This window comes from Trinickia sp. (assembly GCF_057351765.1).
Map to the genome: position 1 here is coordinate 17728 of NZ_JBMRBK010000033.1, position 24598 is coordinate 42325.

Sequence of the window (24598 nt, forward strand, 5' to 3'; positions counted from 1 at the left end):
GGTTATTGTTGCCCCCCGAGCGTTTTTGTTCATGTCATCTTCTCCTTTGCCTGAATCGGCTGTCGATGCCCCGATCGTATTCGTCGACTTGGAAACGACCGGCGGATCGCTCGCGGATCATCGGATTACCGAGATCGGCGTCGTCGAAGCGGGGCCCCACGGAATTTCGCGCTGGAGCACGCTCGTCAATCCCGGGCAGGCCATTCCCCCGTTCATTCAGCAGCTCACCGGCATTACCAACGAGATGGTGCGCGAAGCTCCGAGCTTCGATGAGATCGCCTCCGAGCTCCATCGACGGCTCGACGGCAGGCTTTTCATCGCGCACAACGCCAGTTTCGATCGGGGATTCCTGCGAAGCGAGTTCCAGCGCGTCGGTCTCGCGTTCAATCCCGACGTTCTATGCACCGTGCGCCTCTCGCGCGCGTTGAATCCGTCCGAGAAACGGCACGGGCTGGATGCGCTGATCGCCCGGCACGCGCTGGTGCCGATCGCGCGTCATCGAGCGCTCGCCGATGCGGACTTGCTCTGGCAGTTCTGGCATACGCTGCACGGGTTATGGCCGCTCGATGTGTTGCGCGAGCAGGTCGAGCGAACGATGCGCCGCTATCGCATTGCCGGCGATATCACCGAAGATCTGCTCGATACCGCACCGGTCGGCTGCGGCGTCTACGCTTTTTACGACGAAGCGGGTACCGCGCTCTTCGTTGGCCGCAGCGTCAGGCTGCGTCAGCGTATCCGCGCCCATCTCGTTGGAGAACGCCGTTCGGCGCGCGAGTTGCGTCTCGCAGCCGAGGTTCGGCGGGTCGAGTGGCGCGATACGGGAGGGGAGCTGGGCGCGCTGCTGGCCGAAGCGCAATGGATCGCCACGCTGCAGCCCCGGTACAACCGGCAGCCACGCGCCGCACGTGGCGAGGCAAGCGATGCGCCCTGGCCGTTCAGCGGAGCGATTGCGGTCGTGGAGCATGGAGCGGATGGCGCCGTTCCCGTCTTCCACGTCGTCGATCGCTGGTGCTACCTCGGCGCGGCGCCGAGTGTCGAGCACGCGAGCGCGCTCGCCGTGGATTGCGCTCGATGCACGTTCGAGTCATCGACGTATCGCATTTTGCGAACGCATCTCGAGCGCGGCTTGCGCGTAATGCAGCTCGCGCCGGGATCGGCCGTCACCATGACGGCGTCCGAAGCGGCGCCTATCTGAACGCGCCGCGCCCGGTTTCAGCCGGTGCCGCCCATTCCACCGGACGAGCAGACGTGCGCCAGCGCGGTCGTCAGCGCAGCGGTCTCGCCCGATTCATAGTGCGTCATGGCTTTCCAGTTCTCGACGCTGCGCTTGAGCCTCGTCGGGCAATCGGCGCTGTCGCGCAGCGGTTGAGCGCGCGCGAGCGCGGGAATCAGCGCCTGCGTCAGCTGATCGAGCGCGGGGCGGGTAGTGGCGGCCAGGTCGGGCGCGGGCCCCTCGGGCGGCTTCGTTGTCTTCCATCGGTCGAACAGCGCAGTCTGAATTTGCTTGCTGGCTTCAATCTGATCCTGAAAGAAGGCGTGAGCGAAGGCGGGATCGACACCTGCCGCGCGTGCGCGCTTGTCCACGTCGGCCAGCAGTGCCGCTTCGCGCGGCGGATCCGTGATCGCCCGACCGTTTGCCCATTTCCATTGGGCGACGGGTACGGCCAGGGCAAGCCGTTTCGAGGCCAGCGCGACGAGGTTGATGAGCGGGGTATCGTCGCCCTCGGCCCGCGCGTGACGGGGCATGACGGACAAGGCGGCGCATAACGCGATGGCGCCGAGCGCTGCAGCACTCAGTGGACGTTTCATGGGGGTAAGGTTCAGGCAGTCAGCCGGCCGGGCCGGCAAGGAACGCCGCACGACCGCCGGCACGGCGGACGGTCGGCGGCAGCGGGATGACAGCGCGGTGCCGCCATAGCGGCACGCATGTGGAGGCGAGCACTGCGCGCGCGCAGACTCATGACGCGCGGACGACCGCGCGATGCAAAGCAGCTTCCGAGCGGTGTCCGCTCACTTCGATTCGAAGGATCTGCGTTGTTCGTCGAAGAACGCGCGAACATGTTCCGGGAGCTCGGCACCCAGAAATTCGACGCCCACCGGCTCCGGATCCGGGCTTGCGATTTTGTCGGGGGGCGGAATGTGGGTGGGCTTCGCTTCCATGATCTCTCTCCTGATACAAAGCGATTATCTGACGCGTCCGTCGATCGGTGCCAGCGCCGAATCGCTTTTTAACGATTTGTTGCATTAACGGCACACGTGCGCCTGCTTTGAAGAGCGATTCAGGGTAATCAACGAGTCGAATCCTGTCGCACACTGCCTGCGCGCCGGGCAGCCATCGGGTACAGCTTGCCCGACGGGCAGCGATGGCTCAGTGCCCCGACGCACACGGCAGCGGCATGGATCCTCGTTAGACCGATGGCGAAGGCGCGGGCACGATGACGGGCTCGTCGTAGCGCCGAGGCTTGCTGGCGACTTCCACATGGCCGTGGATGCGCGCCTGGTGACCGTCCGCGAACATGTAGTAGGGGAACGGCCGGTCGGGTTGCGACACGGCATCGAGACGCGCGGCAAGCTCGGGCGCGAGCGTGAAATCGAGCGATGCAAGCGAATCCTCGAGCTGCTCGGGTTTCGTCGCTCCAACGATGATGCTCGAGACTCCGCGCTTGTCGTGCAGCCAGTTCAGCGCAACCTGGGCCATCGGGCGGCCGGCTTCGGCGGCCACCGCCTCGAGCTCGGCGACGATTCGGAAGTTGCGCGGCGTCAGCTTGTCGAAACCGGGCGGCATGCGCCCCGCCGTTTGCTCGCTCACGGTCTGAAGGCGCCCGGCGCCCGATGCACCCTCCGATGGCCGATATTTGCCCGACAACAGACCCATGGCGAGCGGACTCCAGGGAACCAGCCCCATGCCGAATTCGACGGCCAGATCGGCGAACTCGTTTTCCGCGTTGCGCTCGATCAGGGAGTACTCGAGCTGCATGGCCGCGACGGGCTCGAAGCCTCTCCATTGCGCCAGCGTCTGCGCGCGCGCCGCGAACCACGCGGGGGTGTCGGAGAGCCCGACGTAGCGAATCTTGCCCGCCCGGACGGCATCGTCCAGTGTGCGCATCACCTCGTCCACGGGCGTCATGCGGTCCCACGTGTGCACGTAATAGAGGTCGATGTAGTCGGTGCCGAGCCGCGCGAGCGACGCATCGAGCGCACGCATCAGATTCTTGCGATGGTTGCCCCCGGCGTTCGGGTTGCCGGCCTGAGCGTTATAACTGTATTTCGTCGCGAGGACGATTTTGTCGCGCAACCCGCTTTCGGCGACGAATTTGCCCAGCCAACGTTCGCTGGTGCCTTCGGTATAAAGGTCCGCGGTATCGATGAAGTTGCCGCCGGCATTCACGTAAATATCGAAAAGGCGACGCGCGGTTGCTTCCTCGGTGCCCCAGTTCCATTCGGTACCGAACGTCATCGTGCCGAGGGAAATCGGCGAAACGCGCAGCCCCGAGCGGCCGAGCAGCGTATAGCGGTCCATCGTCATGGCAGTTCTCCTTGTTGGTGAAGTATGTCGATGGCCGTATCGTGCCTGCGTTGATCCCTTGGAAAAAGGCCGCTATTCTGCAAGCATTTTGAAGCGCTGCTTAATAAAAGGATCGATATGGACCCAGCCCGACTTCCCGCGCTGGTGGCTTTTGCGAGCGTCGCGCGCCATGAGAGCTTCACGCGCGCAGCACTGGAGAGCGGGGTCTCGGCGTCCGCGCTTTCGCAGTCCGTCCGGGCACTCGAAGCGCAGCTCGGCGTGCGGCTCTTCAATCGCACGACCCGCCGGGTTGCGCTGACGGAGGCCGGCGCGGACTTTCTCGAGCGGGTCCGCCCGGCGCTTTCGATGCTCGACGCCGCCTTCGATGCGCTCGATGCGCAACGGGGCCATCCCGCCGGTACGTTACGGATCAACCTGCCGCGCGTGGCGAGCGAGCTGCTCGTACTGCCGCATCTAGCTGAATTCAAGCGGCGCTACCCGCACGTCACGGTGGATATGATGCTCGATGACGGACTGACGGATCTCGTCGGGGAGGGGTTCGACGCGGGGATCAGACTCGGCGAAATGCTGGCCCGCGATATGGTTGCGATTCCGTTATCCGGACCGCTGCGGATCGCCGTGGCCGGCTCCCCGGCCTATTTCGAGCGTTATGCGGTACCCGCGGTACCGGATGACCTCATGCGGCATGACTGTCTGCACTATCGTTTTGCGACGAGCCGCGGGATCTATCGATGGGAGTTCGCACCGCCCGCCGATCCAACGCGGGTTTTCGAAGTGGATACGCCGGGCAGTTTCGTCACCAACGATTTGCGCACCATGGTGCGCGCGGCCGTGGACGGCATCGGCCTCTTGCACGTCATCGAGGACTATGTCGCACCGGAACTGGCCGACGGCCGCCTCGTCCGCGTGCTCGACGATTGGTGTCCTACCTTCGACGGCTTTTGCCTCTATACATCGAGCCGCGTGCATATGCCGCTCAAACTGCGCGTTTTCATCGACTTGCTGCGGGAAAAACGCTTGCACTCGCCTACGGCGCGCGGAGATTCGGCTGGGCAATGACGGCTGGAACGCTCATGAGCCACCGGCGGCGTCGGTTTCGTCAGCGAAGATCCGATCGGCGAGATGAAACGCGGAATTGGCCGCCGGCACGCCGCAATAAATGGCCGTCTGCAACAGCACTTCCTTGATTTCGTCTCGCGTCACGCCGTTGTTCTTCGCCGCGCGCAAATGCAGCGCGAGTTCCTCGCCGCGATTGAGCGCCACCATCATCGCAATGGTCAACAGACTGCGCGTATGGCGCGGCAAGCCCGGGCGCGTCCAGATCTCGCCCCATGCGTAGCGCGTGATGAGCGCTTGGAATTCGCTCGTCAATTCGTTTTGCTTGGCGAGCGATCGATCGACGTGCGCATCGCCGAGCACGGCGCGGCGCACTTCCATGCCTGCGTCGTAGCGTTCCTGGTCGTTCATTTAGTCGGACTCCTGATCTCGATTGGTTCTGGCGGCTTCTTCGGCCCGCGATTCGCGAAACGCTGCAAGCACCGCGTCGACGAACGCGTGCGCGCGCCCCGCGTAGTTGGCCGGATCGAAGAGTGCATCGAGGCGAGCCGCGTCCAAGCGGCTCGTCACCTCGGTATCCTCGGCCAGCACGTCGCGCAGATTGCGTCCGCTTGCAACGGCCCGTTGCGACGCATGTTCGACGAGGCGATGCGCCGGTTGACGTCCCATCGATTCGCCGAGCGCGAGCATGACCGCTTCCGCGAGGATGAGGCCGTGAGTCGAACCGAGGTTGGCGGCAAGCCGCCCGGTGTCGACTTCGAGCCCGCGCGCGATCTCGTCGACGTGCGCGAGCGCTCCGCCGCAGAGCCGGGCGATCTCGGGCAGGGCCTCCCATTCGGCCTGCCAGCCGCCCAGGGCGCGTTCGTGTTCCTGAACCATGGCGGCGAGCACCGTCGCGACAAGCCCCGGTACGCGCACGGCGGCGCTCAGAACAGCGGCGCAGCCGACCGGATTGCGCTTGTGCGGCATCGTCGACGAACCGCCTTTGCCCGCGCCCGACGGTTCGGCAAGCTCGCCGATTTCGGTCTGCATCTGAAGCGATACATCGCGAGCAATCTTGCCGAGCGTACCCGTGATCAGTCCGAGCGTCGTCGCGATCTCCGCGATGCGATCGCGCTGCGTGTGCCACGGCAGCACCGGTACCGCCAGGGCCAACGCGCTGGCAAGCGCCTGCGTCACGGCATCGGCGCGCTCGCCGAGGCTCGCGAGCGTGCCGGCCGCGCCGCCGAATTGCAGCACGAGCGCGCTTTGGCGCAGGTGTGTCACGCGCGCCCGATGGCGCTCGAGCGTATCGAGCCATTGCGCGAACTTCATGCCGAGCGTGATCGGCAGCGCCTGCTGCAGCCAGGTGCGACCCACCATTGACGTGGCGCGATGTCGCTCGGCCAGGCCGGCCAGGACGTCGTCGAGCGACGCGATTTGCGCGTCGATCGAATTCAGCGCGTCGCGCAACTGCAGCACCATGCCCGTATCGATGATGTCCTGACTCGTGGCGCCCCAATGCACGTATTTCGCCGCTTCGGGAGCCTGCTCGGCGACCGCCGCGGTCAGTTGCTTCACGAGCGGAATAGCGAGATTGCCCGCCCGTGCGGCGGCGTGCGTCAGCGCGTCGGCATCGATGCACTCCGCGCGGCACGCGGCCTCGATGGGCCCGGACGCATCGCCCGGAATGACGCCGGCCGATGCGAGGGCCCGGGCCAATGCCGCCTCCACATCGAGCATGCGCTGGATCGTCGCGCGCGGCGAAAAGATTGCGATGAGCGCCTCGGTGGAGCTCAGGCGGTCGGTCAGTCGTCCGTCGAATTCGAGCATGATGGTACAGTCGTTTGTTCGATCACCGAACAAAGTGTCATTTAACGAACAATAATCGACGCATGGTATGCGTGAGGCCGCAGCGGGTCAAGAAACGCGATCGCCTGGCCGCTTTCGCCGCTTGCCCGGTTCGCTCCGTGCAAGTGTGCGCAAGATCTCGGCGAACGCTTGTGCGAGCTCGCTCGTTGTGCCCGCGCTGCGGCGCACGATGCCCACCGGTTCTTCGGCCCCGGCCATCGGCAGCGGCAGCGCGACGAGCGAACCGCCTTGCAGGTCGTCGTGTGCGGCGCGCGCCGGCGTCACCCAAACCGCGTTCGAGCGCCGTGCGATGAGGCGAGCGACTGAAACCGACAGCGTTTCGATGGACTCGGGCGGCACACGCAGCGCGTGGGCATCGAAGTAGGCGTCGGTGTTCAGGCGCGGCACCGTTGTCTGCGGCGCGACGATGAGTGGATAGTCCAGCACCGCGGTCAGCGAAACGGCGCTTTGCTCGAGCAAGGGATGGCTCGGCCGAACGGCCATCACGAGCGGTTCGGCATACAGAAACTCGAACGAGAGCCCTTGCATGGCTGAGGGTTCGGCCATGCGCCCGAGCACGAAGTCGAGTTCGCCAGCCTTCAGTGCGGAGAGCAACAACGCATTCGTGCCGGTGCGCAACCGGACGCCGGCATGGGGGCGAACCTCTTTGAATCGAATCAGTGCATCGGGCATGACACCGCTGGCGACAGTCGGCAGTGCGCCGATTTCGAGCGCGGCGGCCGATGGCATGGCCGAACCGCTCAACGCGGCGCCGGCCGAATCGAGCGCCTGACCGACGTCGAGTGCATAGCGTAAGAAGTGCTCGCCCGCTGGAGTCAACCGGGCTCCGTGGCGTCCTCGTTCGACGAGCTGGGCGCCCGCCAGCGCTTCGAGTTCCGCGAGCGTTTTGGAGATCGCCGGCTGGCTCAAGTGGAGCCGCTCCGCCGCGCGGCCGAGATTGCGCTCCTGGGCAACGGCCAGAAAGCAGGTGATGTGGCGAAGGCGAAGGCGGTTTTCCATCACCCCAGGTTATGAAAAATCGGCAAACAAGTCAATTTACCTCAAGTTTCGGGAAACATACATTAACGACTCAGGCACCCGCTCGTTCACCGCGCGGCGAGCCCAATGTCATTCGAAAGCATTTTGGGAGACGGTTCATGCAGACATCGGCCGCTGAGGACTTTGGCGCCTTTGGCGAGTTCGCCCAGCGCGACACGGCGCAGCACCCGCCGGCCTACGCGCCTGGCTACAAGACGAGCATATTGCGCTCGCCGCGCAACGCGTTGATTTCGACGCAAAGCACGCTATCCGAGACGACAGGGCCGGTGTTCCGCGCCGACGAGTTGGGGCCGCTCGACAACGATCTCATCCTGAACTTCGCGAAGGAGGGGTTGCCCATTGGCGAGCGCATCATCGTCCACGGCTTTGTGCGCGACGAGTTCGGCCGGCCGGTCAGGAATGCGCTGGTGGAGGTCTGGCAGGCCAACGCGGGCGGCCGTTACCGCCACAAGAACGACAAGTATCTCGCGCCGATCGATCCGAATTTCGGCGGCTGCGGGCGGATGCTGACCGATGCCGATGGCCACTATGTCTACCGGACGATCAAGCCGGGACCGTACCCGTGGCGCAATCGCATCAACGATTGGCGTCCCTCGCATGTCCACTATTCGCTGAGCGGCGATGGGTGGGCACAGCGGCTGGTGACTCAGATGTACTTCGAGGGCGACCCGCTCATTGCCCAATGTCCGATCCTGAAGACGATCCCGAGCGAGGAGCAGATCCGCGGTCTCATTGCGGCGCTCGATCCGGCGAACCACGTCCCACTCGACAGCCGGTGCTACCGCTTCGACATCACGCTGCGCGGACGCCGCGCTACCTACTTCGAACAGTCTTTGCCGGGAGTGAAGTGATGGCGCTGACACCGTTTGCTCCGTTCCATTTGAACGAAACCGCATCGCAGACCGGGGGGCCGTATGTGCACATCGGTCTTGCGCCGAAGCAGGCCGGTTTCGATATCTTCGAAAACAACTTCGGCAATGTGCTGGTCACGAGCGAGACACGAGGCGAGCGCATCGACATCGAAGGACGTGTCTACGACGGCTCCGGGTCGCTCGTGCGCGACGTGTTGATCGAAATCTGGCAAGCCAATGCGGCCGGGCGTTACGCTCATCCGGCGGACCGGCAGGACCTGCCGATCGATCCGTCGTTTCGCGGGTGGGGACGCACGGGCGCCGATTTCGAAACGGGCGTGTATCGATTCGAGACGATCAAGCCCGGCGCGGTGCTCGGGCGCAGCGGCACGCGGCAAGCGCCGCATATTCTCCTGGTGTTGTTCGCGCGCGGCATCAATCTCGGTTTGCATACGCGGCTTTATTTCAGCGACGAAGCCGAAGCCAATCTGCGCGATCCGGTGCTTGGCGGCATTGAATGGGATGTGCGCCGCAAGACGCTCATCGCCGAGCGCAGCGAGCGGGACGGCAAAGCCGTCTATACCTTCGACATTCGCTTGCAAGACACGCCCGACGGTGGACGCGAGACGGTCTTCTTCGACATTTGAGTTGGGTTGCCGGCGCGCGCCCGCGGTGTGTACCGGGTGCGGTGCGTGCTGCCGCGAGAATGGCCACCAAAAAAGCAAAAAGCCCAGTCGCGAGACTGGGCTTTTTGTTTGAATCTTATGGTGCCGGAAAGAGGAATCGAACCCCCGACCTTCGCATTACGAATGCGCTGCTCTACCGTCTGAGCTATTCCGGCATCAGGAGAAACGCGATTATAGAGACATGTCGCGCCGGATAGCAAGCCCCCATCTTAACTTTTTTCTTCGCGATGGTAGCCCGTGACGCGCTCGACCTCGTTCTTCGAACCGAGGAACACCGCGATACGCTCATGCAGGCTCTCGGGCTGCACATCGAGAATGCGCTCGTGCCCGTTCGTCGCCGCGCCGCCGGCCTGCTCGACGATGAACGACATCGGATTCGCCTCGTACATGAGCCGCAGCTTGCCCGGTTTGTCCGGGGTCCGCTTGTCCGCCGGGTACATGAAGATGCCGCCGCGATGCAAGATCCGATGCACATCGGCAACCATCGATGCGACCCAGCGCATGTTGAAATCGGCCTGACGCACGCCCGTCTTGCCGGCCAGCAGCTCGTCGACATATCGCTGTACTGGCGGATACCAGTGGCGAGCGTTCGAGGCGTTGATCGCGAATTCCCGCGTGTCTTCCGGAATGCGCAAGTTGGCATGCGTGAGCACCCACGAACCGAGTTCGCGGTCGAGCGTGAAGCCATTCACGCCATCGCCGGTCGTCAATACGAGCATGGTTTGCGGTCCATAGACCGCGTAGCCTGCCGCGACCTGCTGCGTGCCGGGCTGAAGGAACGATTGCTCGGTCGCGACTTGCCCGTCAGGGCAGCGCAGCACCGAAAAAATAGTACCGATCGATACGTTGACGTCGATGTTCGATGAACCGTCCAGCGGGTCGAACACGAGCAGATATTCTCCGCGCGGATAGTTGGCCGGAATCGGAAACAGCTTTTCCATTTCCTCGGACGCCATCGCGGCAAGGTTGCCGCCCCATTCGTTCGCGTCGAGGAGAATTTCGTTCGACAGGATGTCGAGCTTTTTCTGGACCTCGCCTTGAACGTTTTCGCTGCCCGCCGTACCGAGCGCTTCCCCCAAAGCCCCTTTGCTGACGTGATAGCTGATGAGCTTGCAAGCGCGCGCGACGACTTCGATCAAAAGACGCAAGTCGGCCGGCAGCTTGTTGGTTTCGCGTTGTTGCTCGATCAGAAATTTCGTGAGGGTAGTGCGTCGTTGCAGAGACATTGCGGTACTCCGAAAGCCAGGGGATGCCGTGGATTTTACCCGCCGCGACGCCGATGGCCGCGAGTTTTTGTAGGCAGGCGCACGGTCGGCACGAAAAAAACGGGCACGTGCGTGCCCGTTCGTTGGGTCGCGAAGCGCCACCAAACGGCGCTCCACGGCATCAAGCCAACGCTTTCTCGACGATCTCGCGTACGTCGCGTGACGAAGCCTTCGCAGCCACTTGCTGCAGCGCCTCGCGCATGCGCTCGCGCAACGCCGGCGTGTAGCGACGCCAGAGTTCCAGCGAGCGTGCGAGGCGCGCGGCCACCTGGGGATTGAGCGCATCGAGCGCCACGACCTGTTCCGCCCAGAACGCGTAGCCCGAGCCGTCGGCCGCATGGAACTGCGCGGGATTGCCCGAGCAGAAGCTGAAGATCAACGAACGCGCTCGGTTCGGATTGCGCAAGGTGAACGCCGGATGACTCATGAGCTTGCGCACGATCTCGATCACGGGCCGCTTCTCGCTACCGCGCTGCGTGGCCTGCATCGAGAACCACTTGTCGATGACGAGCGGCTCGCGCTCGAACCTGCGATAGAAGTCTTCGAGCGCACGCTCCGCGATCGGCGTATTCGTCGCGGCACCCGCGGCGATGAGCGTCGCGAGCGCGGCCGCACGATCGGTCATGTTGTCGGCGGCGTCGTACTGCGCATTCGCGAGCCGCACGGCGTCGGACGGGTCGTCGAGCTCGGCAAGGTAGGCCAGCGCGAGATTCTTGAGGGCGCGATGGCCCGCGGCTTGCGCCGTCGGCTCGTACGGGTCCGGCGTCACATGATTTTCGTAGAGGCTCAGCCACTGGTCGCGCAGCGCCGTGGCGAGGCGCTTGCGCACGAATTGCCGCGCGCGGTGCACCGCCGACGGGTCGGACTCGGCCATCTGCTCGGCAAGGTACGACTCCGAGGGCAGCACGAGCGCGAGCTCGCGAAACGCGGGTGAGATCGTCTTGTCGGTCAGCACACGCGCGAATGCCGCGACAACGGAATCGTCGAGCGTGAGCGGCTCGTCGGCTGCCGCGCGCGCGGCCAACGCCAGCAGCTCGCGCGTGGCGAGGCGCTGGCCAGCCTCCCATCGATTGAATGGATCGCTGTCGTGCGCGAGCAAAAACGCCAATTCGTCATGGGTGTAGTCGTACTCGACGATCACCGGTGCCGAAAAGTTGCGCAGCAGGGAAGGCAAGGGCGCTTCGGCCACATCGACGAACGTGAACTGCGCTTCGTTCTCCGTCAGCTCCAGCACACGCGTCGTCCCGGCCGCAGCGGGCTCCCCTTCGAGACGGAGCGGCAGATCGGCGCCGTTGCGGCCGATGAGACCCATCGCAAACGGAATCAGGAGCGGGCCTTGTTGTGTTTCGCGCGCAGCGGGCGCCGCGTCCGCATACCGTTGCGAGAGCGTGATCGTGAAGCGCTTGGTTTTTTCATCGTACGCTGTCCGCACGCCGACACGCGGCGTGCCGGCCTGGCTGTACCAGCGCTCGAATTGCGCCAGATCGCGCCCGTTCGCATCGGCCAGCGCATGGCGGAAATCGTCGCACGTGACGGCTTGCCCGTCATGCCGCTTGAAGTAGAGATCCATACCGCGGCGAAAACCGTCGCGCCCGAAGAGCGTCTGATACATGCGCACGACTTCGGCGCCTTTCTCGTAGACGGTCATCGTATAGAAGTTGTTGATTTCGACGTAGCTCTCGGGGCGCACCGGATGCGCCATGGGGCCCGCGTCTTCCGCGAATTGCATCTGCCGCAGCACGCGTACATCCTCGATGCGTTTCACGGCGCGCGCCGTTTCGTCGGTCGCGCCGCCTTGCATATCGGCCGAGAACTCCTGATCGCGAAAGACGGTAAGCCCTTCCTTCAGGCTCAATTGGAACCAGTCGCGGCAGGTGACGCGATTGCCTGTCCAGTTATGGAAATACTCGTGGCCGACCACGGCCTCGATGTTGGCGAAATCGGTATCGGTGGCGGTTTCGGGGTTGGCCAGGACATACTTCGTGTTGAAGATGTTCAGGCCTTTGTTTTCCATGGCGCCCATGTTGAAATCGCTGACGGCGACGATCATGAAGCGGTCGAGATCGAGCTCGAGGCCGAAGCGCGCTTCGTCCCACCGAATCGCGTTGACGAGCGAATCCATGGCGTGTCGCGTCTTGTCGAGATCATGCGGCTCGACCCAGACCTGCAGCAGTTTTTCCTTGCCGGAGCCGGTGCGGATTCGCTCTTCGAGCGCGACGAGTTTGCCGGCGACCAGCGCGAAAAGGTAGCTCGGCTTCTTGAACGGGTCCTGCCATTTGGCGAAGTGGCGTCCGTCCGGCAAATCGCCCGTGTCGACGAGATTGCCGTTCGAGAGCAGGACCGGATAGGCGGTTTTGTCCGCGCGCAGCGTCACCGTGTAGGTGGCCATGACGTCGGGGCGATCGAGAAAGTAGGTGATGCGCCGAAAACCTTCGGCCTCGCATTGGGTGAAAAAGTTGCCGCTCGAGACGTAAAGGCCGGAGAGCGTCGTATTCTCGGCCGGCTTGCACGCGCTCACTATCGTCAGCTCGAACGTGTCGGGTACGGCGTCGAGCACCAGGCCGTGCTCGTGGACGCGATGCTCCGCGGAAGACGTGCCGTCGAGCGAGACCGAGAGAAGTTCCAACGCTTCGCCCATGAGTTCCAGGCGTGCAGCATGCGCGGCGCCGGGGTTGCGTCGCACCCGCATCGTGTTCTTGACGATCGTGCGTTCGGCAACGAGATCGAACTCGAGCGCAACCGAGTCGATGAGAAAAGCCGGCGGCGTATAGTCGGCCCGGCGGATCACAGCGGAATTGGCGGTATCGGACATGGCGGATCGGGAAAATGGACCGTTTGGGCTCGCGCATCAGCGGCGAGGTCGTCATCCATTGTACAAAGCCGGCCGGCGCGGCGCTGCAGGCTCGGCGTATCATCGCGACGAGGCCCGGGGTGAAGGCAGGCCCCGTAGCAAAACAGAGGAAGATATGAAGGCGAAGTGGCAACAGGTAAGACGTGCGGTCGCGCCGGTCTGCGCCGTGTCGGCATTGACGTTGGCGGGGTGTACGACCTACGTGAGCTCGCAGGTCACGGCTTTTTCGGAATGGAGCGGCAGCGACGCAACGCGGACTTATTCATTCGACCGCACCCCGGCGCAGCAAAACAGCCTCGAGCAAGCGACCTACGAGCAACTCGTTGCCTCCGAGCTCGATCGTTATGCGTTCCGGCGTGTACCGCGTACCGACGCACATTATCTCGTGGGACTCGGTTACAAGACCGATGCCGGCGCGATGACTGTCACGCAGCCGGTCTACTATGGGAACCCCTGGCCGGGCCCGTTCTGGCGGCCCATGGGCCCGTTTGGGCCCTTTGGCGGGTTCCCGCCGGATTATGTGAGCCAAACCTATCCGGTCTACACGCATACGCTGGGCGTGCGGATCACCGAGCGCTCGACAGGCCGGGAAGTCTACAACGTCACCGCGCGCACAACGAACGATGAGCCCTCGCTAGTGCAGGCCATGCCTTATCTTGCCCGCAGCGCGTTGGCCGATTTCCCGCTCGGCAACGGGGTCGTGCGCACGGTGCGCATACCCGTCGATTCGCATGGCGGCGCGGCGTCGAACGAGGTGCCGGTCGCACCGCCGGCAACAGGCCGCGCTCCTGCTGCAGCATCCGTCCCGGCGGCGCAATAGCATCGTCACGGCCGCCTGCTTTCGCCGCGGCCGTCCGCGCCCGTCAAACCGTTCCGCGCACCAGCCCGAGCACCCCGAGCACGATGAACAGGACGGCTGCGATCACATGCACGGTGCGTGTCGGCAGACGGTGAGCGAAGCGCTCGCCGAGCAGGATGGCCGGCACGTTGGCCAGCATCATGCCGAGGGTGGTGCCGGCCACCACGCCGATGAAGTCGTGAAATCGTGCGGCCAGCGCGACGGTCGCGATCTGCGTCTTGTCGCCCATTTCAGCCAGAAAGAACGTGACGAGGGTGGCGCCGAAGACGCCAAGCCGGCCGCGCGCGACGTTTGCCTCGTTTGCATCGAGCTTGTCGGGTATCAGCACCCAGATGCCCATGGCGATGAACGAGATCGTCAATGCCCAACGCATGACCGTCGGCGTGACGAGCGCGCCGAGCCAATTCCCGATTGCGCCGGCGCCCGCATGGTTGGCCAGCGTAGCGACGAGCACGCCGAGCATGATCGGAATGGGCTTGCGGTAGCGGGCCGCAAGGACTAGGGAGAGCAATTGAGTCTTGTCGCCGATTTCAGCGAGCGCGACGGCGCCGGTCGAGATCAGAAAGGCTTGGTCCACGTTGTTGGTTCTTCCCGGGCCGAGATGTGTACGAGCGACGACCCGCGGCGACACCGGGCCCATAAACGGCGCGCGTGCGGGTCATCGGTCTCGCCAGGCCCGAGGCTGCATCCGCCATGGCCGTAGGCCAAGTCTGTTGACGGATGCCCCCGCCGCGCTCGGCATGACCGGTGAACCGGCGCGAAGCGGCGGGGCGGCTACTCCCCAATGAGGGACGGATTCTAACACAGGCGCGGCGCTGGGCCGCGGAACCGGGCGGCCGGGCAGCCTCGCGTCGCGCCGGCGTTCAGTGGGCGGCGAGCGCGCGTCGGCGGCGCGCATCGTCGTCGCGGCGATGTACGCATCGGCCTGCCACATAGGTCTCGAATACTGCGCGATCGTCGCCGAGCAAGGCGAACGCGAACAGTCGTTCCTCGAGCGACTCGGCACGCTGCATACGCCGCTCGAGCAGCGGTGTGGCCTGCGGATCGAGCACGATGAAATCGGCTTCGGTCTGCGGCGCCAGCGTGCCGATGGTCCCGTCCAGATCGAGAGCCTGCGCGGCACCGGCCGTGGCGAGCCAGAACATGCGCGTCGCGCTGAGGTGATGCCCGCTCAGACGCGCGACTTTATGCGCTTCGTTCATCGTCCGCAGCATGGAGAAAGCGGTGCCCCCGCCCACGTCGGTGCCGAGCGTCACCGCCATGCCATGCGCGCCTGCCTTGGCAATATCGAACAGACCGCTGCCGAGAAAGAGATTCGATGTCGGGCAATGCGAAGCGACGGCTCCGCTCTCGGCCATGCGAGCCCGATCGCGATCGTCGAAATGAATGCAGTGCCCATAAATCGCACGGCGGCGCAGCAGTCCATGGCGATCGTAGACATCGAGATAACTGCGATAACCCGGGTAGAGCGCGGCCACCCACTTGATCTCGTCGACGTTCTCGGCGACGTGCGTCTGAACGAATACGTCCGGATGGGCTTGCGCGAGCGCGCCGCATGCTTGCAGCTGCTCGGGCGTCGATGTCGGCGCGAAACGCGGAGTGAGCGCGTAGAGCTGCCGCCCTTTGCCGTGCCAGCGCGCGATCAGCTCAGCGCTGTCGTCATAGCCCGATTGCGCGGTGTCGCGCAGGAATTCGGGGCAATTGCGGTCCATCAACACCTTGCCCGCGATCATGCGCAACTGCCGCGCTTCGCTCGCGGCGAAGAATGCGTCGACCGATTCCTTGTGCACGGTGCAGTAGACGAGCGCGGTCGTCGTGCCGCAAGCGAGCAGCTCCTCGAGGAAAAAGTCCGCGGTTTCCCGCGCCGATGCCGCGTCGGAAAAACGCCGTTCCGTCGGGAACGTGTAGTGCTCGAGCCAGGGGAGAAGGCCGGACGCCGGTGAGGCGATCATGTCCGTCTGCGGGTAGTGCACGTGCGTATCGATGAAGCCCGGTACGATCAGCTTGCCGGTGAGGTCGCGCAACTGCGTGTCGGGCGTCAATTGGTCTGCAAGCGCGGCGTAGCTGCCTTTTGCGACCACATGCCCCGCTTCGACGATGAGCAGTCCGTCTTCTTCGAAGCGGGCCGCATCGTCGGATTCGGCTGGATCGCCGGCGAAGCCGAGCAGCATGGCGCGATAGGCGGTGCGTCCCACACCGTGCTTGTCGATTGGGCTCATGGTCGGAAATGTTCCTGTGCTGAAACTGAAAAACGGCGCCGCATCGGTGCGGCGCGCACGTCTACGGCTTCCAATATGCGTCGAGCTTTGCAATGAACGCGTCGAGCTCGCGTGGCGTGACGAAGGAGGCTTCGAAGCTGTTGCGAATGAGTGTGTACACGTCGCGGTCGGTCAGTCCGAGCGCTTCGACCGCTGCCAGGTAGTTCGCATTGACGTAGCCGCCGAAGTAGGCCGGATCGTCCGAGTTGATCGTCACGGCCACACCGCGATCGAGCAGTGCTTTCAAGGTGTGCCGTTTCATGTCGTCGAATACGCGCAGCTTCAGATTCGACAGCGGGCAGACGGTCAGTGCAACGCGGGTATCGGCAAGCCGCGTCACGAGCGCGGGGTCTTCGATGCTGCGCACACCGTGATCGATGCGATCGACCAACAGCAGATCGAGTGCTTCGTAAATGTACGAAGGCGGGCCTTCCTCGCCCGCATGCGCGACGAGCTTCAGACCTCGCTTGCGTGCCTGCGCGAAAACGCGTTCGAATTTGGAGGGCGGATGGCCGCGCTCCGACGAATCGAGACCGACGCCGATCAACCGGTGCGCGTAGGTATCGAAGAGCGGCAGCGCGGCCGAGTAGGTGGCGAGCGCATCGTCTTCGGACAGATGTCGTAAGAAGCAGAGAATCAGCTTGCTGGATAAGCCGCGACGCTCGCCCTCGGCCAGCGCCCGCTCGATGCCCGCGACCACCGTTTCGATCGGCACGCCGCGCTCGGTATGCGTTTGCGGATCGAAGAATATCTCGGTATGCACCACGCCATCGGCGAGTGCGCGCTCGACATAGGCCGCGGTCATGTCGTAGAAGTCGTCTTCGGTGAGCAACACGCTCGCGCCGGCGTAGTAGATGTCGAGGAACGACTGCAGATCGGTGAACGCATAGGCGGCGCGCAGCGCTTCGATCGACGGGTAAGCGAGCGCAACGCCGTTGCGTTCGGCAAGCTTGAAGATCAGCTCGGGCTCGAGCGATCCTTCGATATGGATATGGAGCTCGGCCTTCGGCGCACCGGCGATTTTTTCAGCGAATGTCGGGGTCATGGTCGATCGTTGAAGACAACGGGGAAGAGGGAGGCGACGGTGCGGCGCGCGGCGCACGCCGCGTTCGCACGCTTTCGACGGCTTGCAGCAATTGGGCCGCCGCCGAAATCGCAATGGCCTCCGGCGATTTGTCGGCGATGCCGGAAACCCCGATCGGGCAGTGCATGCGCGCGATGAGAGCGGGGTCGATGCCGCGCGCAGCGAGCCGATGTTCGAATTGCCGGCGCTTCGTCAGCGAGCCGATCATGCCGAAAAATGCGAAATCGCCGCGTCTGAGGATGCGCTCGGCCAGCGCAAGGTCGCGCGCGTGATTGTGCGTCATTACGATGAAATAGCTCGCGGGCTCGGCTTCGTCGACGGCTTCGTCCGGCGCATCGTTTGCGTCGATCGTCACGTTCGGCAGATCTAGCGGCGAGACCGGTACGAGGTGCTGTTCGAATTGGGCATCGCGCTCGTCGACCCAGCGCACGCGGCACGGCAGCGTCGCGAGGATCCGGACCAGCGCGGCACCGACATGTCCGGCGCCGAACAGCACCACCGGAAACTCGCGCGCCACGATCGTCTCGGTCAGGAGCGCGTTGCCTTCATCGAACCCGGTGCCGTCCCAGAGCAGGCAGTCCGGCATGTCGCAGCCGGGTTGCGCATCGGAAAGGAGCACGCTGTCGGGCGATGGACCGAACGACACGCTGCGCACACTCGCTTTTCCCGCCGCGAGGCGCTTGGCGAGCGTCGCCACCCAGCCGAGATCGCCTACATCGAGGCGTTCGAACGCCAGCATCACTGCACCGCCACAGCATTGGCCGAGGCTCGGTCCGAGCGCAAGACGTTCGAGCCTGCGCATGTGCGGCACGCGCGTGCCGTCGCGCAGAACCTCGCGGGCGATCTCGATCGCCCGCCATTCGAGATGTCCGCCGCCGATCGTATGGCGCGCGGTGTCGCGTGTCACGATCATCTTCGTGCCGGCTTCGCGCGGGGCCGATCCCTCCACGCGCGCGACGGTGACGAGCACCACGGCGTCGCCATGTGCGAGCAGATGCTGAAGGTCGGACAACCATGTTTGCATGCGGAGACGATCCTCTTCAGGCAGTGCTTGCTGTGCGACCCAACGCGCAGATGGCCGCGAGGATCGCTTCGGGCGTCGCCGGCGCGCGCAGCGGCGGGGCCGAGCGCGCGTGCGGGGCGGCCGCGGCGACGGCGTCGCGGATGGCCAGAAAAACCGAGAAGGCGAGCAGCAGTGGCGGCTCGCCGACGGCCTTCGAACGGAATACGGTCGGCTCCACGTTTTCGTTCCGATAAAGGGCGACGTGAAACGCGGCCGGCGTATCGCTGATCGCGGGGATTTTATAGGTCGACGGGGCGTGGGTCATGAGCCGTCCATCAGCGTTCCACCAGAGTTCTTCGGTCGTCAGCCAGCCCATGCCCTGGATGAATCCCCCTTCGACCTGCCCGAGATCGATCGCCGGGTTGATCGATCGGCCCGCATCGTGCAGCAAATCGGCACGCAGGAGCTTCCATTCGCCGGTCAGGGTGTCGACGACCACTTCCGATACCGCGGCACCGTACGCAAAGTAGTAGAACGGGTGCCCCGTCAGCGTTTTCGCATCCCAATGCACTTTCGGGGTGGCGTAAAAACCGTCCGACCAGAGTTGCACGCGGGCGAGGTAGGCCTCGTTTACCAACTGCGCGAAGGGCAACGATGCACCATCGAGCGATACGCAGCCGTTGGCGAAGATCGCATCGCCCGGCTGGCCGCCGAGCAGCCGCGCCGCCATTTCGGCCAAGCGCGCGCGGATGGTTTGCGCAGCCGCTTCGGCGGCCTTGCCGTTCAGGTCGCTGCCGGTCGAAGCCGCCGTGGCCGACGTATTGGCGACTTTCGACGTGTCCGTCGCCGTCACGCGCACCTGCTCGAGCGGCAGCCCCAGCACATGCGCGACGACTTGTGCCACTTTCGTATTGAGGCCCTGGCCCATCTCCGTGCCGCCGTGATTGACGAGTACGGAGCCGTCCCGATAGACGTGCACGAGCGCGCCGGCCTGATTGAGGAACGGCACGTTGAACGAGATGCCGAACTTGACCGGCGTGATCGCAATGCCGCGTTTGAGCACGGGGCTCGCTTCGTTGAATGCCGCGAGCGCCGCGCGGCGCTCGCGATAGTCGCTCGATTCGAGCAGTTGCGCAGTCAGCGGAGCAAGGATGTTGTCGTCGACGCGTTGGCCGTACGGCGTGACGTCCCGCTCGCCGATGCCGTAGAAATTGGCCAGACGGACATCGAGCGGGTCCCGCCCGAGCGCGCGCGCGATATCGTCGATCATGACTTCGGTCACGAGCGCGCCTTGCGGCCCCCCGAAGCCGCGAAACGCGGTATTCGATTGCGTGTTCGTCTTGCAGGCCAGCGCCGCGATTTCGACATCGGACAAATAGTAGGCGTTGTCGACGTGACAGACCGCGCGCGTGGCGACGGCTCCCGAGAGATCCGCCGAATAGCCGGCGCGCAATGCAATTTCGACGCGCGCGCCCGCGATGCGGCCTTCGCTATCGAAGCCAACCTCGTATCGGTAGACGGCGTCGTGGCGCTTGCCCGTTATCAGAAAATCGTCGTCGCGGTCTGCGCGTAGTTTGACGGGCCGCTTGAGCTTTGAAGCGGCGAGCGCGGCAATACAGACGAACACGGCCGACTGCGACTCCTTCCCGCCAAAGCCCCCGCCCATGCGCCGGCATTCGCACAGGACGCGATGCGCGGGCCAGCCGAGCATATGCGCGACGACCTGCTGCATTTCGCTCGGATGCTGCGTCGAGCTATAGACGAGCATGCCGGCGCCTTCCTTCGGAACGGCATAGGCGATTTGCCCTTCGAGATAGAACTGTTCCTGTCCGCCGACTTCGAACTCGCCTGTCAACCGGTGCGGTGCGGCGGCAATCCTGGCCGCGGGATCGCCTCGCACGAGATGCAGCGGAGGCAGCACGTACTGCTGGCGATCGCGGGCCGCTTGCGCGGTCAGCACGGCCTCCAGCGGTTCGTAGCGCACGATGTCGCCGCTTTTGGCGAGCGCCGCGGCTTGCCGCGCGAGGTCGCGGCTCGTCGCGATCACGGCAAAAACGGGTTGCCCGAGATAGGAGACGGTGCCCTCGGCAAGGATCGGATCGTCGTGAAGGACCGGGCCACAGTTGTTTTCGCCGGGGATATCGGCCGCCGTCAATACCGCGACCACGCCCGGGGCAGCCCTCACGGTTTCGAGATCGAGCGAGACGATGTGCGCATGCGCGTGGCGCGATAAGCCGAGCGCGACATGGAGCGTGCCGGCGAACTCCGGCAGATCGTCGGTGTAGGCGGCTTCGCCGCTCACATGCAATTCGGCCGATTCGTGCGGGCGCGCCACGCCGATCGCGGCGCTCGGCTGGGAAGCCGTCCCCATGCGTTCGGCGGATGCTTCGGTCATCAGATTCATCGCATCTCCTTGGCCGGTCGGGCGGTGGGCTCGAACGAGAACGCTTCGACCTCGCTTGCTGCCAACGGCGCCTCGTCGCGCGTTTCGAGATGAAAGCGCCAGAGCAGATTACGGGCGACGGTCATACGGTAGGTATTCGATGCGCGCATATCGGTGAGCGGCACGAAGTCCTGTTCGAGCGCATTCATGGCGCGTTGCGCGCTCGCCTCGTCCCACACCTCGCCGACGAGCGCGGCTTCGGCACTGGCCGCACGCTGTGGGGTCGCGGCCATGCCGCCGAAGGCGATACGCGCCGAGACGATTTTTCCGTTGTCGATTTCGAGTGCGAATGCGCCGCATACCGCCGAGATATCCTGATCGTAGCGCTTCGACACCTTGTACGTACGAAATCGCAGCTGGGCCCGCGGGAGCGGTACACGAACGGCGGCGAGGAATTCGCCCGGCTCGAGTGCCGTCTTCTGATAGCCGAGATAGAACGCGTCGAGCGCAAGCGTGCGGGAAGCCTTGTCCCGCCGCAACACGACCTGCGCGCCGAGCGCGATCAAAGCCGGCATCGAATCGCCGATGGGCGAGCCGTTCGCGACGTTGCCGCCGAGCGTGCCCGCATTGCGTATCGGCAGCGACGCGAAGCGCCGTGCCAGCTCGGCGAGCGCGGGGTACTCGCCGACGAGCGCGGCGTAGGCGTCCTCGAGCGAGGCGGCGGCGCCGATGGTGAGCATCGATGCGTCGCGCTCGATGCGCTTCAGTTCCTCGACGTTGCCGATATAGAGCAGATCGCCGAGGCCGCGCATTTGCTTCGTCACCCAGAGCCCGACGTCCGTGCTGCCCGCGAGCACGCATGCCTGGGGGTGTGCCGCGCGCAGGGCCGCGAATGCGTCGAGCGTCACCGGCGCGCGAAATGTCGTCGTGCCGGAGTCTGCAGTGTGCGTTTCGCGGCTCGCGTATTCGAACGTTTCGTCGCGGCGCAATGCGCGCAGCGCCGCGACGACGGGCGCGCGATCGAGCGCGGTGCGCGCATGGCGCCCGCCGTCGAACATGGCCTGTGCGGCCTCGACGATCGGCCGGTACCCGGTGCAGCGGCACAGATTGCCGGACAGCGCGGTCGCGATTTCATCGCGCGAGGGCGCCTGGCTTTCTCCTTGCCGGTTTTCGTAGAGCGCCCACATCGACATGGCAAAGCCCGGCGTACAAAAACCGCATTGCGATGCATGGCAATCGACGAGCGCGCGCTGCACGGGATGCAGCGTGCCATCCGGGCGGCGCAGGTCTTCGACCGTGAAAAGGGCGCGCGAATCGAGCGTGGGCAGGAATTGAATGCAGGCGTTGACGGCCTTGAGCGCGAGCGCGCCGCGGGCGTCGAGTTCGCCGACGACCACCGTGCACGCGCCGCAGTCACCCTCGGCGCAGCCCTCCTTGGTGCCCGTGCACTGGAGGTCTTCGCGCAAGTGCTGAAGCACGGTGCGGGTGGCCGGGGCGTCGTGCACTTCGTGAATCGCGCCGCGGTAGTAAAAGCGGATGGGATGCGTGGTCATGGCCGAATCCTGGAGTTGCGGATCAGGCGCGCGTTACGCTTCGTACCGGCAACGGCCGGCTCGCGCACGTGGATCGCCATCCAGAGCACAAGATAGCACCGCAATATGCGGCGAAGATCGTCCGGCGCTGATGGTCGCTATCAGCGCCAGCATAATTACGGCTCTACGATGCGCGGCACGCGTGGAAGTTGCAAGCCATCGCCGTGTTGCACCGCGAAGACGGCGGGGGGCGTGAGCCGGCCGCGTGTGTCGGCGCGCTCAGCGCTCAGACCGCATGCAGACGACCCTTGGCGCGCCGACGCCAGAGACTGGCGGCCACGGCGAGGAACGTCAGCACGAAGGCGACGAGCGCCCACCCGGGCAGCAGAAGACCGAGAATGGGCGGGTAAACCGTTTCGCACAGGCCCGCGACCTTGAACACGCTCGGCAGCCAATGGGCGGGCGGCAGGGCGTCGACGACGGGCTGCAGTGCATCGAATCCGCAGCTGAAGCCGGGATGGAGCTGGATGAAGAGGTGACGCACGGCGGTGCCGACGCCCGCGGCGGCGACGACCGCAATCAGTGTTTCGAACACGCGAACGCCTTGCCAGCCGCCGCGCGTTGCGCCGGCGAACGCCAGAATTGCGATCAGGATGAAGAAATAGCGCTGAATGATGCAAAGTGGGCAGGGATCTTCGCCCTTCGCGAACTGCAGATAAAGCGCGCCGCCGACGAGGCTCAGCGAGACGAGACCGAGCAGCACGAGTAGGCGGCGTTCGCGGCGCAGGGACAGGAGGTCGTTCATGAAGCGTGGGCTCCGAGGGGCAAATCGCTGCATTTTAGTGTGAATTGCCGCAGCCAGTGGCATCGAGCGTGCGTGACGATCCGCACGCCCTGAACCGGCTCAGCGAATCGAGTCGAGCACGCGTTCGACCGCGAGCGCCACGCCGAGGAGCGCGTCGTCGCGATGCGGTCCCGCGGCGAGCATCAGCCCCACGGGCGCGTCCCCGCGTGCGTGGCACGGCAGCGAAACGGCGCAGGCGTCCAGGACGTTGAACGTGCTCGGGTTACGCAGTACCAGCGCGTTGATGCGCGCATACGTTGCATCGTCGCGATCACAGTCTGCGACACGGGGCGGCGCGATCGGCACAGTCGGCGCGACGATCGCATCGAAGTGCTGCCAAAGGGTTTCTTCCGCGGCTTTCATGAGCGCTGCGCGCTCGGCGATGAGATCGAGGTAATCCGTCGCCCGGGCGCTTTCCCCTTTGAGAATCCGCGCGAGCACGCGCGGATCGTAGCGCTCGCGCTGCGTGGCGATGTGCCCGCGATGCCAGGCGTAGGCCTCCATCGCCGAAAAGCCGAAACGGTTGATCTCGGGCAGGCGCTCGAGCGGTGCGAAATGGACATCGGAGAGGATCGCGCCGGCCGCTTCCAGGTGCTTGAGCGCTGTGTCGAGCGCTTGAGCGACGCTCGGCTCGACATCGTCGGTGACGTAGTGGGTCAGCACCCCGAGACGCACGCCTTCGAGCGGGCGCCGAGCGGGAACGCGCGGCTCGAGACCGGCGAGGATGCGATCGACGAGCGCACAGCAGGCCACGGATACGCCTATCGGCCCGAACGAATCGAGCGTGGTGGATAACGGCACGGCACCTTCGCGCGGAATACGGCTTGCGGTCGGCTTGAACCCGGTCAGACCGCAAAATGCGGCCGGGATGCGGATCGAGCCGCCAGTGTCCGTGCTGAGCGCGACGGCGGCCATGCCGTCGGCGACCGACGCCCCTGCGCCCGACGACGAGCCGCCCGCGATGCGGGCCTCGCCCGGCTCGCCCCGACGGTACGGCGAGAGCGGCGTGCCGTAGTGCGGATTGAGGCCCAAGCCCGAAAACGCGAATTCGGACATGTTCGTGCGGCCGATGAGCACGGCGCCGGCGTTGCGCAAACGCGCCACGACGGGAGCGTCGGCTCGAGCCGGCGGCGCGTCGGCCAGCACGCGGGAGCTCGCGCGCGTGACCTGGCCCTTCACGTCGAACAGATCCTTGATCGAGACCGGGATGCCCGCGAGCGGGGACAGTACGGTCCCGGCGGCCCGCAGGCGATCGTGCGCGTCCGCGGCGGCACGTGCCGCTTCGGCATCCGCCTGCATGAAGACGGTCGAGCCTTGACCCGCCGGATCGCCAATGCGCTCGAGCGCGGTTTCGACGAGCACGCGGCTCGTCGTTTTACCGGTTGAGAGATCGTCGGCGAGGCGGGCGAGCGGAGGGAAGGGAGCGAATTCGGTGGCCATGGGGTGACGGTGTCGAGTCGGATGGGGGCATAGCGCACAGCATGCTGTAGGCATTGTAGCGGTGGCATGCG

21 protein-coding genes, 1 tRNA gene and 1 riboswitch are annotated in these 24598 nt (G+C 65.0%); of the genes, 5 read left to right on the top strand and 17 right to left on the bottom strand.

Translation table 11 applies throughout. The features are described from left to right. The first annotated feature begins 31 nt into the window (after nucleotides 1-31). On the top strand, nucleotides 32-1195 hold the full coding sequence (locus tag ACO1XS_RS07845; RefSeq protein WP_331573171.1) for an exonuclease domain-containing protein: 1164 nt from the start codon (nucleotides 32-34) through the stop codon (nucleotides 1193-1195). A 17-nt stretch (nucleotides 1196-1212) separates the two neighbouring features. Here the strand turns inward: ACO1XS_RS07845 and ACO1XS_RS07850 are convergent, their stop codons facing one another. The 3 genes from ACO1XS_RS07850 to ACO1XS_RS07860 form a co-directional block, all read right to left on the bottom strand. Further along, on the bottom strand, nucleotides 1213-1809 hold the full coding sequence (locus ACO1XS_RS07850; RefSeq protein ID WP_331573173.1) for a chorismate mutase: 597 nt from the start codon (nucleotides 1807-1809) through the stop codon (nucleotides 1213-1215). 201 nt (nucleotides 1810-2010) lie between these two features. After that, nucleotides 2011-2160: a hypothetical protein gene (locus tag ACO1XS_RS07855; RefSeq protein WP_331573175.1), complete on the bottom strand. Its 150-nt coding sequence runs from the start codon at nucleotides 2158-2160 to the stop codon at nucleotides 2011-2013. Nucleotides 2161-2407: 247 nt separating this feature from the next. Then, nucleotides 2408-3526, bottom strand: a complete 1119-nt coding sequence (locus ACO1XS_RS07860; RefSeq protein ID WP_331573177.1) for an aldo/keto reductase — start codon at nucleotides 3524-3526, stop codon at nucleotides 2408-2410. A gap of 117 nt (nucleotides 3527-3643) precedes the next feature. Here ACO1XS_RS07860 and ACO1XS_RS07865 point away from each other — a divergent pair, with 117 nt between their 5' ends. Further along, nucleotides 3644-4585 carry a LysR family transcriptional regulator gene (locus ACO1XS_RS07865; RefSeq protein ID WP_331573179.1) on the top strand — a complete coding sequence of 314 codons (942 nt, stop codon included), beginning with the start codon at nucleotides 3644-3646 and terminating at the stop codon, nucleotides 4583-4585. Between the two features lie 12 nt (nucleotides 4586-4597). Here the strand turns inward: ACO1XS_RS07865 and pcaC are convergent, their stop codons facing one another. From pcaC to ACO1XS_RS07880, 3 genes are all read right to left on the bottom strand, one after another. Then, nucleotides 4598-4993 (bottom strand): 4-carboxymuconolactone decarboxylase, encoded by a 396-nt coding sequence (gene pcaC, locus ACO1XS_RS07870; RefSeq protein ID WP_331573181.1) that lies wholly within the window; start codon nucleotides 4991-4993, stop codon nucleotides 4598-4600. After that, nucleotides 4994-6394 carry a 3-carboxy-cis,cis-muconate cycloisomerase gene (locus ACO1XS_RS07875; RefSeq protein ID WP_331573183.1) on the bottom strand — a complete coding sequence of 467 codons (1401 nt, stop codon included), beginning with the start codon at nucleotides 6392-6394 and terminating at the stop codon, nucleotides 4994-4996. It abuts the gene before it with no gap. 87 nt (nucleotides 6395-6481) lie between these two features. Continuing rightward, complete coding sequence (locus ACO1XS_RS07880) at nucleotides 6482-7432, bottom strand: LysR substrate-binding domain-containing protein (protein WP_331573185.1); 951 nt, start codon at nucleotides 7430-7432, stop codon at nucleotides 6482-6484. Nucleotides 7433-7569: 137 nt separating this feature from the next. Here ACO1XS_RS07880 and pcaH point away from each other — a divergent pair, with 137 nt between their 5' ends. Beyond that, entirely contained in the window at nucleotides 7570-8322 is a 753-nt protein-coding gene (gene pcaH, locus ACO1XS_RS07885) for a protocatechuate 3,4-dioxygenase subunit beta (protein WP_331573187.1), read from the top strand. Continuing rightward, nucleotides 8322-8969: a protocatechuate 3,4-dioxygenase subunit alpha gene (pcaG, locus tag ACO1XS_RS07890; protein ID WP_331573189.1), complete on the top strand. Its 648-nt coding sequence runs from the start codon at nucleotides 8322-8324 to the stop codon at nucleotides 8967-8969. The genes pcaH and pcaG overlap by 1 nt, the downstream gene beginning before the upstream one ends. 118 nt (nucleotides 8970-9087) lie before the next feature. Here the strand turns inward: pcaG and ACO1XS_RS07895 are convergent. The 3 genes from ACO1XS_RS07895 to pepN all read right to left on the bottom strand — a co-directional run bounded on the left by ACO1XS_RS07895 (nucleotide 9088) and on the right by pepN (nucleotide 13085). Further along, a tRNA-Thr gene (locus ACO1XS_RS07895) sits at nucleotides 9088-9163 on the bottom strand. A 54-nt stretch (nucleotides 9164-9217) separates the two neighbouring features. Further along, on the bottom strand, nucleotides 9218-10234 hold the full coding sequence (locus tag ACO1XS_RS07900; protein ID WP_331573191.1) for a class 1 fructose-bisphosphatase: 1017 nt from the start codon (nucleotides 10232-10234) through the stop codon (nucleotides 9218-9220). A 160-nt stretch (nucleotides 10235-10394) separates the two neighbouring features. Then, on the bottom strand, nucleotides 10395-13085 hold the full coding sequence (pepN, locus tag ACO1XS_RS07905; protein WP_331573193.1) for an aminopeptidase N: 2691 nt from the start codon (nucleotides 13083-13085) through the stop codon (nucleotides 10395-10397). 154 nt (nucleotides 13086-13239) lie between these two features. Between pepN and ACO1XS_RS07910 the strand changes: the two genes are divergently transcribed. Continuing rightward, the gene (locus ACO1XS_RS07910) at nucleotides 13240-13944 is read left to right on the top strand and encodes a DUF4136 domain-containing protein (RefSeq protein ID WP_331573195.1); all 705 of its coding nucleotides are present in this window, start codon (nucleotides 13240-13242) and stop codon (nucleotides 13942-13944) included. Nucleotides 13945-13987: 43 nt separating this feature from the next. Here ACO1XS_RS07910 and ACO1XS_RS07915 read toward each other — a convergent pair whose 3' ends face one another. The 8 genes from ACO1XS_RS07915 to ACO1XS_RS07950 form a co-directional block, all read right to left on the bottom strand. Then, nucleotides 13988-14560: a TMEM165/GDT1 family protein gene (locus tag ACO1XS_RS07915; RefSeq protein WP_331573197.1), complete on the bottom strand. Its 573-nt coding sequence runs from the start codon at nucleotides 14558-14560 to the stop codon at nucleotides 13988-13990. Between the two features lie 83 nt (nucleotides 14561-14643). After that, a riboswitch (yybP-ykoY riboswitch) is annotated at nucleotides 14644-14778 on the bottom strand. A 68-nt stretch (nucleotides 14779-14846) separates the two neighbouring features. Further along, entirely contained in the window at nucleotides 14847-16202 is a 1356-nt protein-coding gene (guaD, locus tag ACO1XS_RS07920) for a guanine deaminase (RefSeq protein WP_414720324.1), read from the bottom strand. A gap of 61 nt (nucleotides 16203-16263) precedes the next feature. Beyond that, a complete protein-coding gene (locus ACO1XS_RS07925; RefSeq protein ID WP_331573199.1) occupies nucleotides 16264-17286 on the bottom strand; it encodes an adenosine deaminase in 1023 nt (340 codons plus the stop codon). After that, complete coding sequence (gene xdhC, locus ACO1XS_RS07930) at nucleotides 17267-18349, bottom strand: xanthine dehydrogenase accessory protein XdhC (RefSeq protein WP_331573201.1); 1083 nt, start codon at nucleotides 18347-18349, stop codon at nucleotides 17267-17269. The genes ACO1XS_RS07925 and xdhC overlap by 20 nt, the downstream gene beginning before the upstream one ends. Nucleotides 18350-18365: 16 nt before the next feature. Continuing rightward, nucleotides 18366-20732: a xanthine dehydrogenase molybdopterin binding subunit gene (gene xdhB / locus ACO1XS_RS07935; RefSeq protein WP_331573203.1), complete on the bottom strand. Its 2367-nt coding sequence runs from the start codon at nucleotides 20730-20732 to the stop codon at nucleotides 18366-18368. Then, nucleotides 20729-22264: a xanthine dehydrogenase small subunit gene (gene xdhA / locus ACO1XS_RS07940; RefSeq protein ID WP_331573205.1), complete on the bottom strand. Its 1536-nt coding sequence runs from the start codon at nucleotides 22262-22264 to the stop codon at nucleotides 20729-20731. Before xdhA ends, xdhB begins: the two co-directional genes overlap by 4 nt. 265 nt (nucleotides 22265-22529) lie before the next feature. Beyond that, nucleotides 22530-23048, bottom strand: coding sequence for a disulfide bond formation protein B (locus ACO1XS_RS07945; protein ID WP_331573207.1), 519 nt, complete (start codon nucleotides 23046-23048; stop codon nucleotides 22530-22532). Nucleotides 23049-23147: 99 nt separating this feature from the next. After that, complete coding sequence (locus ACO1XS_RS07950; protein WP_331573209.1) at nucleotides 23148-24527, bottom strand: amidase; 1380 nt, start codon at nucleotides 24525-24527, stop codon at nucleotides 23148-23150. Nucleotides 24528-24598: the final 71 nt, after the last annotated feature.

Bases quoted from the DNA above. Each gene is read 5' to 3' on its own strand.
- ACO1XS_RS07845 (WP_331573171.1), top strand. From the start codon at position 32: ATGTCATCTTCTCCTTTGCCTGAATCGGCTGTCGATGCCCCGATCGTA.
- ACO1XS_RS07850 (WP_331573173.1), bottom strand. From the start codon at position 1,809: ATGAAACGTCCACTGAGTGCTGCAGCGCTCGGCGCCATCGCGTTATGC.
- ACO1XS_RS07855 (WP_331573175.1), bottom strand. From the start codon at position 2,160: ATGGAAGCGAAGCCCACCCACATTCCGCCCCCCGACAAAATCGCAAGC.
- ACO1XS_RS07860 (WP_331573177.1), bottom strand. From the start codon at position 3,526: ATGACGATGGACCGCTATACGCTGCTCGGCCGCTCGGGGCTGCGCGTT.
- ACO1XS_RS07865 (WP_331573179.1), top strand. From the start codon at position 3,644: ATGGACCCAGCCCGACTTCCCGCGCTGGTGGCTTTTGCGAGCGTCGCG.
- pcaC (WP_331573181.1), bottom strand. From the start codon at position 4,993: ATGAACGACCAGGAACGCTACGACGCAGGCATGGAAGTGCGCCGCGCC.
- ACO1XS_RS07875 (WP_331573183.1), bottom strand. From the start codon at position 6,394: ATGCTCGAATTCGACGGACGACTGACCGACCGCCTGAGCTCCACCGAG.
- ACO1XS_RS07880 (WP_331573185.1), bottom strand. From the start codon at position 7,432: ATGGAAAACCGCCTTCGCCTTCGCCACATCACCTGCTTTCTGGCCGTT.
- pcaH (WP_331573187.1), top strand. From the start codon at position 7,570: ATGCAGACATCGGCCGCTGAGGACTTTGGCGCCTTTGGCGAGTTCGCC.
- pcaG (WP_331573189.1), top strand. From the start codon at position 8,322: ATGGCGCTGACACCGTTTGCTCCGTTCCATTTGAACGAAACCGCATCG.
- ACO1XS_RS07900 (WP_331573191.1), bottom strand. From the start codon at position 10,234: ATGTCTCTGCAACGACGCACTACCCTCACGAAATTTCTGATCGAGCAA.
- pepN (WP_331573193.1), bottom strand. From the start codon at position 13,085: ATGTCCGATACCGCCAATTCCGCTGTGATCCGCCGGGCCGACTATACG.
- ACO1XS_RS07910 (WP_331573195.1), top strand. From the start codon at position 13,240: ATGAAGGCGAAGTGGCAACAGGTAAGACGTGCGGTCGCGCCGGTCTGC.
- guaD (WP_414720324.1), bottom strand. From the start codon at position 16,202: ATGAGCCCAATCGACAAGCACGGTGTGGGACGCACCGCCTATCGCGCC.
- ACO1XS_RS07925 (WP_331573199.1), bottom strand. From the start codon at position 17,286: ATGACCCCGACATTCGCTGAAAAAATCGCCGGTGCGCCGAAGGCCGAG.
- xdhC (WP_331573201.1), bottom strand. From the start codon at position 18,349: ATGCAAACATGGTTGTCCGACCTTCAGCATCTGCTCGCACATGGCGAC.
- xdhB (WP_331573203.1), bottom strand. From the start codon at position 20,732: ATGAATCTGATGACCGAAGCATCCGCCGAACGCATGGGGACGGCTTCC.
- xdhA (WP_331573205.1), bottom strand. From the start codon at position 22,264: ATGACCACGCATCCCATCCGCTTTTACTACCGCGGCGCGATTCACGAA.
- ACO1XS_RS07945 (WP_331573207.1), bottom strand. From the start codon at position 23,048: ATGAACGACCTCCTGTCCCTGCGCCGCGAACGCCGCCTACTCGTGCTG.
- ACO1XS_RS07950 (WP_331573209.1), bottom strand. From the start codon at position 24,527: ATGGCCACCGAATTCGCTCCCTTCCCTCCGCTCGCCCGCCTCGCCGAC.